12 protein-coding genes are annotated in these 16029 nt (G+C 45.9%); 5 read left to right on the forward strand and 7 right to left on the reverse strand.

Annotation, left to right across the window (positions count from 1 at the left end; translation table 11 throughout):
- Positions 1 to 57 precede the first annotated feature (57 nt).
- Both R7E78_RS06620 and nudF read right to left on the reverse strand, forming a co-directional pair.
- Positions 58 to 501 carry a DUF1249 family protein gene (locus R7E78_RS06620; protein ID WP_017633603.1) on the reverse strand — a complete coding sequence of 148 codons (444 nt, stop codon included), beginning with the start codon at positions 499 to 501 and terminating at the stop codon, positions 58 to 60.
- A complete protein-coding gene (nudF, locus tag R7E78_RS06625) occupies positions 501 to 1151 on the reverse strand; it encodes an ADP-ribose diphosphatase (RefSeq protein WP_017633602.1) in 651 nt (216 codons plus the stop codon). The genes R7E78_RS06620 and nudF overlap by 1 nt, the downstream gene beginning before the upstream one ends.
- A 229-nt stretch (positions 1152 to 1380) precedes the next feature.
- Here nudF and tolC point away from each other — a divergent pair, with 229 nt between their 5' ends.
- Positions 1381 to 2709, forward strand: coding sequence for an outer membrane channel protein TolC (tolC, locus tag R7E78_RS06630; RefSeq protein ID WP_005379884.1), 1329 nt, complete (start codon positions 1381 to 1383; stop codon positions 2707 to 2709).
- Positions 2710 to 2887: 178 nt separating this feature from the next.
- Here the strand turns inward: tolC and hldE are convergent, their stop codons facing one another.
- From hldE to R7E78_RS06645, 3 genes are all read right to left on the reverse strand, one after another.
- Positions 2888 to 4318 carry a bifunctional D-glycero-beta-D-manno-heptose-7-phosphate kinase/D-glycero-beta-D-manno-heptose 1-phosphate adenylyltransferase HldE gene (hldE, locus tag R7E78_RS06635; RefSeq protein WP_017633601.1) on the reverse strand — a complete coding sequence of 477 codons (1431 nt, stop codon included), beginning with the start codon at positions 4316 to 4318 and terminating at the stop codon, positions 2888 to 2890.
- A 67-nt stretch (positions 4319 to 4385) separates the two neighbouring features.
- Entirely contained in the window at positions 4386 to 7229 is a 2844-nt protein-coding gene (gene glnE, locus R7E78_RS06640; protein WP_064368976.1) for a bifunctional [glutamate--ammonia ligase]-adenylyl-L-tyrosine phosphorylase/[glutamate--ammonia-ligase] adenylyltransferase, read from the reverse strand.
- Between the two features lie 113 nt (positions 7230 to 7342).
- Complete coding sequence (locus R7E78_RS06645; protein ID WP_005379890.1) at positions 7343 to 8599, reverse strand: methyl-accepting chemotaxis protein; 1257 nt, start codon at positions 8597 to 8599, stop codon at positions 7343 to 7345.
- Positions 8600 to 8704: 105 nt separating this feature from the next.
- Between R7E78_RS06645 and R7E78_RS06650 the strand changes: the two genes are divergently transcribed.
- Positions 8705 to 9478 (forward strand): potassium channel family protein, encoded by a 774-nt coding sequence (locus R7E78_RS06650; protein WP_005387432.1) that lies wholly within the window; start codon positions 8705 to 8707, stop codon positions 9476 to 9478.
- 41 nt (positions 9479 to 9519) lie between these two features.
- Here R7E78_RS06650 and R7E78_RS06655 read toward each other — a convergent pair whose 3' ends face one another.
- Positions 9520 to 11052, reverse strand: a complete 1533-nt coding sequence (locus R7E78_RS06655) for an inorganic triphosphatase (protein WP_005379894.1) — start codon at positions 11050 to 11052, stop codon at positions 9520 to 9522.
- 212 nt (positions 11053 to 11264) lie between these two features.
- Between R7E78_RS06655 and R7E78_RS06660 the strand changes: the two genes are divergently transcribed.
- The 3 genes from R7E78_RS06660 (at position 11265) to R7E78_RS06670 (ending at position 14126) form a co-directional block, all read left to right on the forward strand.
- Entirely contained in the window at positions 11265 to 11945 is a 681-nt protein-coding gene (locus tag R7E78_RS06660) for a TIGR00153 family protein (protein ID WP_005379896.1), read from the forward strand.
- 131 nt (positions 11946 to 12076) lie between these two features.
- Entirely contained in the window at positions 12077 to 13336 is a 1260-nt protein-coding gene (locus R7E78_RS06665; RefSeq protein WP_005379898.1) for an inorganic phosphate transporter, read from the forward strand.
- A gap of 178 nt (positions 13337 to 13514) precedes the next feature.
- Positions 13515 to 14126 carry a TIGR04211 family SH3 domain-containing protein gene (locus tag R7E78_RS06670; RefSeq protein WP_005379900.1) on the forward strand — a complete coding sequence of 204 codons (612 nt, stop codon included), beginning with the start codon at positions 13515 to 13517 and terminating at the stop codon, positions 14124 to 14126.
- Positions 14127 to 14214: 88 nt separating this feature from the next.
- On the opposite strand, the gene ggt is transcribed toward R7E78_RS06670, so the two are convergent.
- The gene (gene ggt, locus R7E78_RS06675; protein WP_203345692.1) at positions 14215 to 15945 is read right to left on the reverse strand and encodes a gamma-glutamyltransferase; all 1731 of its coding nucleotides are present in this window, start codon (positions 15943 to 15945) and stop codon (positions 14215 to 14217) included.
- Between the last annotated feature and the right edge of the window lie 84 nt (positions 15946 to 16029).

The following is a 16029-nucleotide window of genomic DNA, read 5'->3' on the forward strand; positions in this document are numbered from 1 at the left end:
AAAACCTGATTCGTCCACTATATCGATATTTGTTATTTTCCTTTAGTGACGTGACGATCAATTGAAGGCAAGTGGTGTTCTACTGATACCACTTCGTAAACAAAACGTCAGCCATTCACCGAGGAATGTGTTTAATTGATGCTTTTCATCTTTCTGCATCAGTTGGTCATTGGGATAATCATACTTAGCTTTTATGCGAGAGAACTCTCCGCTTGAGCATACTTCGGCTACTCTCGCATCATGATAAAGCCTGACAGACATCGTCGGTAAAGGAAACACTGGCGTTTCATCACTCTGACATATCTCAACAACTGTGGTGTATTTTGTGATTTCATTCACGGTCAATTGGTAAACCATGTTCGCCGCTTGGTAGCAACGTACATCCCCAACTTCGGCAGAAGCAGGCAATAAGGCGTTCAACTTAGCGTAGTTGGTCTCATAGGTTCTCATAAGACCAGCCAAATCAACATGATATTGTTGTTTTTCAGCCAATTGTGCCATTACTCACTCTCCACCGTTTGGGATAGTCCCCATTCTGACTTTAACTCTTGATGGTGTAATTGCAGCCATTGCAACGCAATAATCGACGCACCATTTTCAAATTTTCCGTCCTTCACCCATTGATACGCCGTTTCACGACTCATGACATGAACGCGGATATCTTCATTCTCATAGTCTAAACCATGAATGCCGTGCGCTTTAGACGCATCCACTTCACCAACAAAGACGTCTAGCTTTTCCGAGCAACCACCAGCCGAAGGATAATAGGACGTAACAGGTACAACGCGCCCCACCTGAATCCCCGCTTCTTCGACAGCCTCTCGACGAATTACGGCTTCAGCAGATTCATCGCGGTCAATCATACCGGCGACAATTTCTAGCTGCCAAGGGTGTTCATGTTCCAACGCGCCAATACGAATCTGTTCAATGATTACGACCTGGTCTGTCTTTGGATCATAAGGAAGCATCGCTGCTGCGTGACCACGCTCGAACATTTCTCGTTCGACAACTCCACTCCAACCACCAGCAAATAGCCTATGCTGAAAGCGGTATTTCACCATTTTGAAAAAACCTTCAAATAAGGTTTCTTTCGAGATGACTTTTACATCTCGCGAAGTAAAATCTTGTTGTTGTTTGTCACGCTGTTGCATTCAACACCTCTCTGAGTGAATCCTGTAGTTTACTCATTGTTATTCGCTTGCTCAAAGGACTTGGCTCAACTTTTTGTATAATAGTTACAAATTAATTTAAGTCTTTGCTAAAAATTTATTGCACAAGTGGATAATTACGTGTAAAAAAGTGCAAACTTTAGAGTAAATATCGTGCAAATTGAGTTAAACTACTGAGAATTAACCAATCTATGGACCGCGGGAATAGAAAATGAAAAAATTGCTTCCACTATTTATCAGTGCAGCGCTAGGTAGCATGAGTACGTCTGCGTTCGCAGACTCTTTGGCTGAAATCTACGACTTGGCAAAACAAAATGATCCACAATTGCTCAGTGTAGCAGCACAACGTGACCAAGCTTTCGAAGCAATCACCTCAAGCCGTAGTGCTCTATTACCACAGATCAACCTTACTGCGGGTTACAATTTAACTCGTGGTGATACTGAATACGATTCAAATCTAATTAGTGACGTATCAAACGATGGCAACGCGCTAACCGCTGGCGTTAGCTTTTCACAAGCACTTTACAACCGCGCATCTTGGATCTCTCTAGATACTGCTGAGAAAAGTGCTCGCCAAGCAGACGCAACTTACGCAGCGACGCAACAGGCACTGATTCTTCGCGTGTCACAAGCGTATTTTGAAGTTCTACGCGCACAAGATAATCTTGTTTTCGTACGTGCAGAAAAAGCCGCGGTTGGCCGTCAACTTGAGCAAACTAAACAACGTTTTGAAGTAGGTTTGTCTGCAATCACTGACGTGCATGACGCACAAGCTCAGTACGACCAAGTGCTAGCGGACGAAGTGTTGGCAGAAAACGCGCTAACTAATAGCTACGAGTCACTGCGTGAAATTACAGGCCAAGAGCACAAAGATCTCAACATTTTGGACACTGGCCGCTTCACTGCTAGCCCATCGACCGTACCAGCTGAATCGCTCATTGATGAAGCAAAAACCAAAAACCTGACCTTGCTATCTTCACGTATTCTTCAAGACATTGCGCGTGACAATATTTCACTAGCAAGCTCTGGCCACCTACCAACGCTCTCTCTAGACGGTGGTTACAACTACGGTGATACTTCTCATAGCTCTCGTGATAACACGACAGACAACTTCAATATTGGTGTGAACCTTGCAGTACCGCTATACACAGGTGGTAACGTAACCTCTCAAACCAAACAAGCTGAATACGCGTACGTGGCAGCAAGCGAAGATCTTGAAGCACAGTACCGTAGCGTAGTAAAAGATGTTCGCGCACAAAACAACAACATTAACGCCTCTATCGGCGCATTACGTGCGTATGAGCAAGCGGTTATTTCTGCACGCTCTGCACTAGAAGCAACAGAAGCTGGCTTTGATGTAGGTACTCGTACTATCGTTGATGTACTGGACGCGACTCGTCGTCTATACGATGCGAACAAAAACCTATCGAACGCTCGTTACGACTACATTTTAAGTGTTCTTCAGCTACGCCAAGCAGTTGGTACGCTAAGCGAACAAGACATCTTGGACGTTGATGCAGGTTTGAAAGCGGCAAAATAACCGCTAACTGAATACTTCAGGTCTTAATAAATAAAAAACGCCAGTTGAGTTATCAGCTGGCGTTTTTTATTACTTGTAGTTCAGAGCCTAAAAGTGTCTCTGAGCATCAAGTATCAAAAAGGCCGCACTTAGCGACCTTTATGAGCAAATAGCATTTCAATGCTAACAAACAGCAGGCTTAGCCCTTACCGCCTTTGATTGCATTAATGATTTCACTGGTCGAGCAGCCATCTTCAAAGTTCAATACACGAACTTCACCACCCGCCGCAATGACTTCTTTACCACCAGCAATCTCTTCTGGTTTGTAGTCACCGCCTTTTACTAGCAAGCTTGGTAGAACTTCTGAGATCAAACGCTGCGGCGTATCTTCACTAAATGGTACAACCCAATCCACAGCGCCCAAACCTGCCAACACCGCCATGCGGCGATCGGTTGGGTTTACCGGACGACCAGGGCCTTTAAGGCGTTTTACTGACTCATCGGTATTTACCGCAACGATTAGGCGATCGCCCAGTTCAGCAGCATGGTTTAAGTAAGACACATGCCCAGCGTGCAGAATATCAAAGCAGCCATTTGTCATAACGACTTTCTCGCCACGAGCACGTGCTTTTTTCACCGCTTCGATCAGTGCTTTTTCTGAAATCACACCGTAATCCGTGTCTTGGCTGCCATGTACCGCTTCTGCTAATTCAATCTCAGAAAGCGTTGACGTGCCTAGTTTACCAACCACAACACCTGCCGCTGCGTTTGCTAGTGCACACGCTTCTTCAAATGATTTGCCTGCGGCAACAGACGCTGCCAATACAGAGATAACCGTGTCGCCCGCACCTGTCACGTCGTACACTTCTTTCGCTTGAGTTGGAAGGTGGAACGGTTCCTGGCCACGACGAATCAAGGTCATTCCGTTTTCGCTGCGTGTCACTAAAAGCGCTTCAAATTCAAACTCTTCAACCAAAGCCAGTGCTTTCTCTACTAGCTCTTGGTCAGATTTCACTTTACCTACAACGTCTTCGAACTCTTTCATGTTTGGCGTAAGAAGTGTTGCGCCACGGTAGCGTTCAAAATCCGCACCTTTCGGGTCAATGAAAACCGGAATATTTGCTGCGCGCGCTTTTTGAATGTATGCCTGAACATGCTCTAACGAACCTTTTGCGTAGTCAGACATAATCACGGCTTTAACGTTTGGCAGTGCGGCATCCATACGTGATAGCACAGGTGCAGAATCTGTGTTTTCAAACTTGTCTTCGAAGTCGAGACGAATAAGCTGTTGTCCACGGCTCATTACGCGAAGCTTCGTAATCGTTGGGTAATCAGGCAGTGCAACGAAATCGCACTTCACATTGAGTGAGCTCAGCGTCTCCGTCAGCACTTTTGCAGGCTCATCTTCCCCAGTTAGACCAACAATGTGAGCATGGCCACCTAGTGATGCGATGTTCATCGCAACGTTCGCAGCACCACCAGGACGCTCTTCATTGTTTTCTACTTTTACAACAGGAACCGGCGCTTCAGGAGAAATGCGCCCGGTTGGGCCATACCAGTAACGATCTAGCATGACATCACCGATGATGAGCACACCAGCGCTGTTGTAATCAGGTAGAATTGGTTTCATTGTTGGTCTCCAAAAATTAAATCGAAGTGAGTTTATCACAGCCCTTATCGAGGCTAAATATATGGTCTTAACTGAACCACTGATTCCAAGCCTGTTTTACCCACTCCCTTTCGGCAACAAACTTATCTTCCACCACATCAGCGTCTAAATTGAGTAGATTTCGGCGGTGTATTTCGTTGCGCATTGTCGTGTAAGCACGTATCAACTGCATTGCTTGGTCTTCGTCCATAACATCTTGCGCAATGAGCGTTTCAAAGATGCGCACATTATCACACCAACGCGTCAATTTCGGCTTATCGTGACTATAGTTGAGCACTAGGTACTGAGCGAGAAATTCGATATCGGTAATCCCACCTACATCTTGCTTGAGCATAAAGCGGCCTGGCTTTTTCCCCCCAAGATGACCGCGCATTTTTTCTCTCATTTCGACAACGTCTTTTTTCAGTTCAGCTTGATCGCGTGCTTTGCACAGCACATCATGCCGCGTATTGTGAAATGCAATTGCCAGTGGTTCATCACCATAAATCATGCGCGCGCGGACAAGTGCTTGATGCTCCCATGTCCACGCGTCTTGATGTTGATAGTCGTCGAACGCGTCCGTTGGACTAACCAACAAACCCGATGCACCGGACGGACGCAATCGGGTATCGACCTCGTATAAAATACCGGAAGCGGTGCGAGTGGAGAAAATATGAATGATACGCTGTGCTAAACGAAGGTAGAACTGACGACCATCAATCTCTTTTTTGCCGTCAGTGTAGACATTGACTGGGCAGTCATGCATGAAGACAATATCCAAGTCGGAGTTATAGCCGAGCTCCCACCCTCCGACTTTACCATAGCCAATTACAGCAAAGCCTTTACCTTCACGATCTTTCACATGCGTTGGCTCGCCGTACTTTTCAGACACTTGCAACCAAGCCTGACTGATCACCGCATCAACGATAGCTTCCGCTAAATAAGTTAAATGGTCACTCACTTTCATCACTGGCAATGCGCCAGCAATATCTGCCGCTGCAATACGCAAAATACAAATTTGCTTAAACTGACGCAACGCTTCCATTTGCTGTTCCATATCATCTTCAGGAATACGCGCCAAATAATCACGTAGCTCTGTACGGTAACTGTCTAATGGAATGGGATTGTACAGCTGCGCAGGGTCGATCAACTCATCAAGCAAGATAGGATAACGAGACAGCTGCTCTGAAATCATTGGGCTTGCGGTACACAAACGTACGAGCTGCACCAGAGCCGCTGGATGCTCATCCAATAATTCCAAGTAAGTCGTGCGAGTGCAGATGTTGTGTAGCAAGTGAAGTACACGAGATAAACCAAACTGTGCATCAGGATGGGCAAAGACCGCATCAAACACTTTCGGCATCAAACGATTGAGCACTTCGCGTCCACGTGGGCCTAACGTTTTTTTGGCCAGATCGGTTTTAAAGTTGATGATGGTTTTCGCGCATGAAGCAAAGTCTTCAATCTGAATATCCTGCTGCAAGATATGCTCAAGAACATCTTGTTTGTCGGCCATATCCCATAGCTCATGAAAATGACGAGCAACGGTAGTCCCCTCGTCTTCTTCATCATCACCAATTAGTGATTCAAAAACTTGGTGAACATTTGCCATATGCTGCTGGGTTTGCTCAATCAATTGCTCCCAACAGCTCATTTTCATCGCGGTGGCGAGCTTTAAGCGTTCGGTTTCGCAATCAGGCAGCGTCTGGGTTTGCTTATCCGCCATTGCTTGCAACAAGTTTTCTAATTGACGCAAGTACTTGTATGCGGCTTCTAGATCGCTGACTTCTTGTGGAGTAAGCAATGCCAGTTCTTCAATGCCTTGCAGCGTTTCCAACAGCCCTCGATTACGTAAAGAAGGTTCTCGACCACCTCGAATCAATTGAAAAACTTGAGCGATAAATTCAATTTCTCGAATGCCACCCGCACCTAGCTTAATGTTGTTATTCAACCCTCGGCGGCGAACCTCGCTACTGATCATCGACTTCATTCGACGCAAAGATTGAATCGCACTGAAATCAATATAACGACGAAAAACAAAAGGGCGCAGCATTTGGCGTAGCTCTTGATACTGCGGGTACATCTCACATCCCATCACCCGAGCTTTGATCATCGCGTAACGTTCCCAATCTCGCCCCTGCTCTTGGTAATAATCTTCAAGTGCGGCATAGCTCATTACCAAGGGGCCACTTTCTCCAAATGGGCGAAGTCGCATGTCGACGCGGTAGCAAAAACCATCGAAGGTTTGTTGGTCGAGCGCTTTGATGATGCGTTGACCAAGACGAGTAAAGAACTGGGCATTGGCAATGCTGCGGCGTGCGCCTTGGGTTTCGCCATTCTCTGGATACGTGAAAATTAGATCAATATCGGAAGAAAAGTTTAGCTCGCCACCACCCAGTTTCCCCATGCCGATAATTAACATCGGCTGCACTTCACCGTCCTCACTTGTTGGCGTGCCCCACTCCTGACAACACACTTGATATTGCCATTGATAGGTTTCAAAAATCATCGCTTCTGCCAACTCAGATAAGTGGCTTAAAGACGTCTCTAGAGACCATGCATGCGTGAAATCCTTCCACGCAATGTACACCATTTCTCGATTGCGAAACTGACGCAATACGCGATGACCAGACATCTCATCAGGACATTGTTCCAACAGTTCAGCAAGGCGTGAGCGGTAAGACTCCTGACGACTTGGCTGCGCTAACATACTTGGCAACTCACGGGCTAGGACTTCATCGCGATGAATGGCTTCAGTTATAAACTGGCTTAAGCCCGCCACATAACGAAATTGCTGCGCAACCTCATCGGGCCAAAGGGGAAAATAACCTGCGTCTTGGGCGTTTTGTACGGCAGATTCAGCGATAGAAATCAGTGGCGAAGGCAGCTGCATTTTTCTTCCTTGTTTGAAAAGCACGGTAACTCATTCTTTATACCAGACTGAAAGCAAATAAAAACGCCCACAAAAGGTTTGTGGGCGTTTTATCAAAAGTTCGGGATCGAATATTAAACTTGGAAAGATTTGATCTTCTTGTCTAGCTCACCTGCATTATTTTGCATCATTTCAGAGGTTTCTAGCAGCTCGGTAACAACAACAACTGAGGCTTCAACCAACTCACGTACATTGGTGAGGTTTTGGCTCATCTCTTCTGCAACACTGCTTTGCTGACCAGACGCCGTCGCGATCTGGAAGTTCATGTCATTGATTTGCGTCACTTGCCCAACAATACCATCGAGCTCAGATCCAGCATTAGAAACTAGCTCGTTTCCATCTGCCGCTTCTACAACGCTTTTTTCCATGAGTTCTACCGCAGATTCAGCACTGGTTTGCAGCTGTGCGATCATCTCTTGAATTTCTACCGTCGCTTGTTGTGTACGTTGGGCAAGGTTACGAACTTCATCTGCAACCACAGCAAAACCCCGCCCAGCCTCGCCAGCTCGCGCCGCTTCAATCGCCGCATTCAGTGCAAGCAGGTTGGTTTGTTCAGAAATGCCTTGAATCGTCCCTACAACGCTACCAATGGCTTCAACACGTTCTTCAACTTGGTTAACCGCTTGTGCCGATGAAGCGATATCCGACGAAAGTTCACTCATTTTCGCCATTGTACTTTGCAAGAACTGCTGACCAGAAATTGCTTGTGCGGAAGCTTGCTCTGTTAGAGAAGATGCCGTCTGGGCATGTTCCGCAACCGTTTGGACCGTCGACGACATTTCACTCATCGCCGTAGCAAGTTGATCAATTTCGTTAAACTCTTCTTGCGCCGATTCCTTCGTTTCCGACATGCTCAGCGTCATGACTTCGGTGAGCGTTGATAATTCATCAGACGCATTAATTTGCATTTGAATAACATCGTGCAATTGTCGACGTGTCTTTTCTAATTCACGTGCCACGTCTCCGTATTCATCTTTACAATCCATACCAAATGGAACAGAGAGGTTCTTGCTCGCCATCAGTTTGATCGCGTCGCTCAGATACTGTGTTTGACGCAACATCACTCTAGCCGCCGCTAATAAGAGCACGACAAAAACCACAATCAATAAGGCGGTTTGCCAAGCAACTTGCGTTAAATATGCTTCATAATGCTGTTGGGCAACTTGCGCGTTTTGTGTCGCCGCTAAAAGTGAGTCGTAAAAAGTGTTTGCGTCCCACAGTTGTTTTGCCACGATCAGGACAGTACTGAAGACCATCAACATGACCATTTTAGGCACCAGTCGAATGTCGGATATGACCCTTTCCCATGGCTTAAATGCCAGCTTTTCCATTGTCAGTTCTCCACCGAGTCTTATATAGTCTTTATCTATAATCTTTATATTACTTATAGTTATGTTCGCGCTTTGCGTGGTTACGCGATTTATTTTGAGCTTCGTATGAAAAACAATGATATCAAAGACAGCACACGACCGATGGGCCTGTTGTCACTAATATTGTCTTTTATGGCACTATTTGTGATCTCTGGCTTGTTGTTTTTCCCGATCGATCACGAAACCCGTCAAGTTCTTATCGGTCTGGATTTCATAATCTGTAGTATTTTTCTACTACAGCTCACCATTGATTTGATCCGGTCCACAGATCGCTGGTTATTCCTTAAACGTCATTGGATAGATTTCGTGGCGAGCATCCCATTGATAGAGCCCCTGCGCTTTGCTCGTATTTTTCATATTATGCGAGTGGTATTAGTACTGCGTTCGTCAAAGTTCATTTTGCATCAGCTCAAAGAAAACCGCCGCGAAACCACGGTCGCCTCTATACTGCTATTGATGGTTATCCTCATAACACTCGGTTCTAGTGCAATGCTGTTTATCGAAGCGAAAAACCCAGAAGCGAATATTCGTACTGGCGCCGATGCTTTGTGGTGGGTATTTGTAACAATCTCAACGGTTGGTTACGGCGATCATTATCCAGTGACCTCCATAGGAAAGTTTTTGGCTGTCATCATCATTGTTTGCGGGGTGGGTATCTTTGGTATGATCTCGGGTCTTATCACCTCTATCCTTACTGCGCCAACGAAACAACAGACGCACAGTTCAATCAATAAAGAACGTATGCTCGAGCAGCTCCTAAGCCAACAAGCGCAAATACTAGAACGACTCGATTTCATGGAAAAAGAGCTACAACAACGTAAAACAGAGACAAAAAAATAGGACCATGCGGTCCTATTTTTTTGTTCTTATCACCAGAACGATCATTCACGCCAATAAGGCTGAACTTCCACACTGATCGCTCGGGTTTGATCCATTGCATGCAAAATTGAGCGCTCTTGACGGTGCAACCAGCGTTCTAACTGCTCTTTTTCTGCGTCTTCCAGCATATCAACCAACGGGAGTAAGTGGTTCAGCATTAGCAGATCATCGATACCATGCACTAGATCCGCCCATGGTAAACGGAAGCTGTTACGCTCATCCGAGTTATACAAACTCGCGAAACCAATACCAGTATAGAGGTTACGCAATAAGCGATAACGCTGATCAACGTACTCTTGCGCCGTCAAATCGCGCTCTGCTGGGAAAGCTTCCATTAGCTCAGCCCAAGTGCGATCGAGCTGAGTAACTGAAAACGGCATGATGTTACTTGCCATTTTTTCACGTGCTTTTTCATCAAGAAATGGCTGCCAACCGCGCGCTAAGATCCAGCGGCTTAGATCCAGCAGTAACCCTGTGTAACGCGCGGAATTGAGCAACCCTAGCACTTCTTCACGGCTTGGCAACTCTTGTAACTGCTGAGTCAACTCAGATACTAAGAACTTACGCGCATCCAACTTGCGCAGCACATTGCCTTTGTCATCTAAAAGCTCTTCAAGGTGTGCATGCTCATCCAACCAACTCAGTTCTTCTTCCAACCATTTAAGCTCTTGGCGCAGAATCGCGCTCGCGCGACGAGGGACAATCCCGCCAAAAATGGTCAATGTTTGACGAATGAAACGAATGGCATTACTGATTTCACGCAGTGCTTCCACGCTGTCACGCTCAGCATAAATTTGCTCGTGATAATGCCAATGAGACAAAGCGTGCTCTAAAGAGTTGATCAAGCAAAATTCAACGGTATCCGTCGGACTACTGTCCACAAGTGCCAATGATTTTACTTCATCACCCGCGTAACCGCTTGCAAGTCGATAACCTTTCGCCGCTTTGCTCAAGTTACCCAAGCGCATACCACCTTGCTCGCAAAAGCTGCGTGCCAGTGTGAATAAAGCTTCGGTTTGGCCAGACTTAAGTTCCAGTTCAACTTCGCAAATTGGCTCTTGCTTCTCTTCTTCGTCTTCACCTTTGGCTACAACTAAGCCTTGGTCAAAAGCAACTTCAATCTGACTGCCATCGGGCATGCCAATCAGCCATTGTTCACGTGTGAAGTTGGTCGAGAATAATGGCATAAGCTCGGATTGCAGCGTTTCTGCATCTTTACCTGGAGGCCAAATATCTAGAGGATGAAGCGACAGATTAGGCTCGTCGCTAGTGTGCTCAGCATTGTATTCTGGTCTTTGATGTAAGCCTGCGACGACGCGTCCTGCTGTCTTTACGGTTTGGACGAATACATCATCAAAACGGCGAATTCTTAAACCAATGTCGTGCTTTCGAAGCCATTTATCGGCAGTATCAAAATAGGTGTTACCCAAGTCACGACAACTATGCTGAAGTACTTTTGTCTCAGAAATTTTTTCTTTTAAAGTTTCTGAAAATTCAGGAGAAACAAAAAACTTCAGTTCTATTTCGGTTTCCATAGCTATACCTTTCAAAGCAGATAGAAACAGGATATTGCGTAATTTCTCACACGGCAAGAGAGAAATATCGCCGGAATGATGATCTAAAACAGTTTTAATGAGCGATTTAATGCGTTACCATGCGCGCCTTTATAGCCATCGTTCAACATTTCGCCAAGCACTCAGAAATGGTGTATGTTTTTTTAAGGTTATAGTTATTAGGTTGAATGACCATGCCAGTAAATACAATTATGGGGTTATTTGCAAAGTCCCCAATTAAGCCTTTGCAACGCCACGTTGTGTGTGTCAACGAATGTTGTTCACACTTGGTGAAATTCTTTGAAGTATCTTCAAAGGGTGATTGGGAAAAAGCAGCAGAAATCCGTGCACAAATTTCTCACCTAGAGAAAGAAGCGGATGTGCTGAAACGTGAAATCCGTCTAAAACTGCCTCGCGGTTTGTTCATGCCAGTCGACCGTACTGACATGCTTGAGCTTTTGACTCAACAGGACAAACTTGCAAACCTGGCAAAAGACATTGCTGGCCGTGTATATGGTCGTCAACTTGTCATCCCTGAGGCTCTCCAACCAAACTTCCTCGCTTACGTTCAACGTTGTCTTGATGCTGCCGATCAGGCGCAAAAGGTAATCAATGAACTTGATGAATTGCTAGAAACCGGCTTCAAAGGCCGTGAAGTGACGCTCGTCGCTGAAATGATTCATCAATTAGACGTTATCGAAGATGATACCGATGCCATGCAGATTGAACTTCGCCAACAGTTGATGGTGATTGAAGCTGACATGAACCCTATCGATGTCATGTTCCTATACAAGATTCTTGAATGGGTAGGTGGTATTGCCGACCAAGCGCAGCGCGTAGGTGCTCGTTTGGAAGTCATGCTATCTCGATCTTAAAACATAAAGTTAACGACATAACGAAGAGCATAATTAACACGTGTCATAGGGACGATGACTATTTTCATCGTCTTATGGTTTGGCGCGCGTAAAATTTTGTTCCGCTTGTTATAAAACAACTAGGTATTACGATGGATATCCTTGCGAACTACGGCACTGTCCTGATTATTGTTGCAGCGATTTTTGGTTTCATGATGGCGATTGGTATTGGCGCGAACGACGTTGCTAATGCGATGGGTACATCTGTAGGTTCAAAAGCGCTAACTGTAAAACAAGCTATCATCATTGCGATGATCTTCGAATTTGCAGGTGCTTACCTTGCAGGCGGTGAAGTAACCGACACTATCCGTAAAGGTGTAATCGAAACTTCTTTATTTGCTAGTCAACCAGATGTTCTTGTCTACGGAATGATGTCTGCGCTTTTGGCAGCAGGTACATGGCTGCTTCTTGCTTCTTACATGGGCTGGCCAGTATCAACGACTCACTCAATCATCGGTGCAATCATTGGTTTTGCATGCGTATCAGTAGGTACTGAAGCGGTTGACTGGGGCAGCGTTCAAGGCATTGTTGGTAGCTGGATTATTACGCCAGTGATTTCAGGTTTCTTTGCTTACGTTATCTTTGTCAGCGCACAACGCCTGATTTTTGATACAGAGAACCCTCTGTTTAATGCGAAACGTTTTGTACCTGTTTACATGTTCATCACAACAATGGTGATTGCACTTGTAACCATCAAAAAAGGTCTAAAACACGTTGGTCTTCACCTGACCAATGGTGAAGCCTGGATGTGGGCAGCAGCAGTTTCAGCACTTGTGATGATTGGCGGCTACGTATACATCCAGAAAAAATTCGCTAATCGCGAAGAAGACCGCAGCTTTTCTGGCGTGGAAGGTATCTTCAGCGTTCTGATGGTTATCACCGCTTGTGCGATGGCATTTGCACACGGTTCAAACGACGTTGCAAACGCCATTGGTCCGCTGTCTGCTGTCGTATCGACTGTTGAACACATGGGCGAAATCAGCACGAAAAGCACCATCGCTTGGTGGATTCTACCTCTTGGTGGTATTGGTATCGTGGTCGGTCTTGCAACACTAGGTCACAAAGTAATGGCAACTGTTGGTACAGGCATCACTGAGCTAACGCCTAGCCGCGGTTTTGCAGCACAGCTAGCAACAGCATGTACAGTAGTTCTAGCGTCTGGTACAGGCCTGCCAATTTCAACCACTCAAACATTGGTTGGTGCGGTTCTCGGTGTTGGCTTTGCTCGTGGTATCGCAGCACTGAACCTAGGCGTAGTTCGTAACATCGTGGCATCATGGATCGTTACACTACCAGCGGGTGCGTTATTGGCCGTAGTATTCTTCTACGGACTTCAAGCGATGTTCGCTTAAGACACTCGTCAATAGAATGTAAGCGCTTTGTCATTATTGACTCAAACGCACAGAAAGGGAGGCTTTGCCTCCCTTCTTTGTTGCACCGAGGTTTGAAACTGCATACTATTCGTCTATTTCCGGCTCCAATCATTCGGTGCCAACGCTGTCTCCAAGAAAAATCGTTAAGGGATTTACTGTGAAAAAACTAATCATCACGGTTTTGTTTACTTTGCTAGCAGCGCCAGCGGCCCTAGCAGCAGACCGTTATATTTCTGATGACCTCTTCACTTTTATGCACTCAGGTCCAAATAACACCTACCGTATTATTGGTAGTGTTAACGCCGGTTCTAAAGTACAACTGATTAAAACCAACCGAGATACTGGCTATACGCAAGTTCGTGATGACCGTGGTCGCACTGGTTGGGTACAAAGCAAGTTTGTGACAAACCAAGAGAGCATGGCAATTCGCCTTCCTCGCATTGAGAAAGAGCTAGCCGAAGTAAAAGAGCAGCTTGCTAATGCTCGTCAAACTTCTGATGCAGAGAAAGCCGGTCTTGTTACCTCTCTCGAAACACGTAACCAACAAATTTCAGATCTAGAAAATAAATACTCTGAGATCAGCGATCAGCTTACTTCTGTTGAAACAGAAAACCGCGAGCTACGCGCAAAACTGGATACACAAAAAGATGACATGCTGCTTAAGTACTTCACTTATGGCGGCGGTGTCGCAGGTTTAGGTTTACTATTTGGTTTGATTCTTCCGCATGTCATGCCTCGTAGAAAGCGCTCTCCTGCGGGTTGGGCATAAACCCTTACGCTTTTATCTTTAAAAAGAACGCAAAAGCCAGTCGATATTGACTGGCTTTTTAGTTTGCTTCGTTTGATAGAAGTGAGTACTACTCCCCCATTGAACTAGAGGCTCGACGACGATCCGTTGCGCCATAAAGCTTGCCATCTTTTAGCTCAATTGCATTCAAACCGCTTACCACTGGAATAACGTGCACTGGGTAGCCAAGCTCCATAAACTCAGGCACCAACATTTCTGCGAACGTTTTCTTTTCCACCAGCAAACCAGTCGGGTCATAAGACTTGGTGCGGTCTATCTTAGTGCCATACTGGATGTTTGGTAAGTCAATAGCCTCTTGCGCTGATAAGTTCCAATCCAGCACCCCAACCACGGTTTTGAGTACATACCCCGGGATTTGTGAACTACCTGGTGACCCAACCACCAAACGCAAATTATCATCACTGTCCATCACCATTAATGGCGTAATAGCCGAACGTGGACGCTTGCCCGCTTCAATTGAGTTTTGCGTAGGTTTGCCGTTAACCGTTGGCAGAGGTGAGAAGTTAGCCATCTGCGCGTTCAAGATAACGCCATCGACCATCACACCCGAGCCCATACCCGTTCCTACCGTACTAGTCATTGCTATTGCATTTCCATCTCTATCGACGATAGAAATATGCCCTGTATCTTTGCTCTCGAAGCCTTGATATTGCGCATACTGAGTTTGCGTTATCTGTCCTGCTTTTGGATCCTCTTTTGAAGTGCCATTATCGGGGATTAAATCACGTCTCTGATCTAGATAGGCTTTAGACAACAACTGTTCAACTGGCGCTTCCACATAATCCGGATCTCCGGCATACGCAATACGATCGGCTTTTGCAATTCGCATCGCTTCAGTCATGAGACGCCAAGGTTCCACATCCGTTTTCGCCATATGGGCAATGTCATAGGGTGCAAGCAGTTCAAGACTCTGAGCGACCATCACACCGCCCGAAGCTGGGTAACCAAAAGAGACGATTTTATTCCCACGGTAGTCGCTCTCAATGATGTCACGCTGCTTCACTTGGTAATGTTTAAAATCTTCTAAAGACAACTTCTCGTGTTGGTCGTCAATACGACTATTAACCGTCTCTACGATGTGCTGACCAAGCTCACCACCATAAAGGTAACTATCGCCTTGTTGCGCGATCTTCCTCAGCGTCTCAGCCATCTTAGGGTTCTTCATCAAGGTTCCCGTCGGCTTAATATCGTCCCCTTGCCAATACAAGGCTTTCACTTCCGGATCTTGCTCAAGTCGGCTTTGCTCTCTTACTACGATGTCGTAGGTGTAGCTGTTCATCGCGTACCCATTGCTCGCCAATGTAATCGCCGGCTTAATCAGCTCTGCCCATGGCAACTTGCCGTATTGTTCATGAGTGGTGTAAAGCAACCGCAACGTGCCCGGAACCGCAACAGAACGAGGGCCTAATATTTCGTTGCGACTGAGTACTTCCCCATTCTCAACAAACATTTCAGGGTTCGCGCTAGAGGGCGCTTCATCTCGACCATCAAGGGCCAGAAATTTTTTCTCGTCATGTTGATAAAACAGCGCGAAAGTCCCGCCGCCAATTCCGGTCATATCTGGCTCAACGACAGACATCACCATCTGCATCGCGACCATAGCATCAACAGCGTTACCGCCTTCTTTCAATATTGAGTAACCGGTACTGCTCACGTAAGGATTCGTCGCACTGACCATGAAATCTTGCCCGCGACTATCTGGTGTAACTGGGAATGGGTCTGGCTTTGCTGCATAGCTTGTCGATGCAACAATACTTAAAGAAAAAATCAGAATACGCATGTGTCTCTGTTTAGACTCCTATTATGTGATGGGGTCTAACGTGGACCAAGTCATTACTCCGAAGTTCGTGAAGATGGTGTCTTT

The organism is Vibrio sp. YT-19(2023) (genome assembly GCF_033337395.1).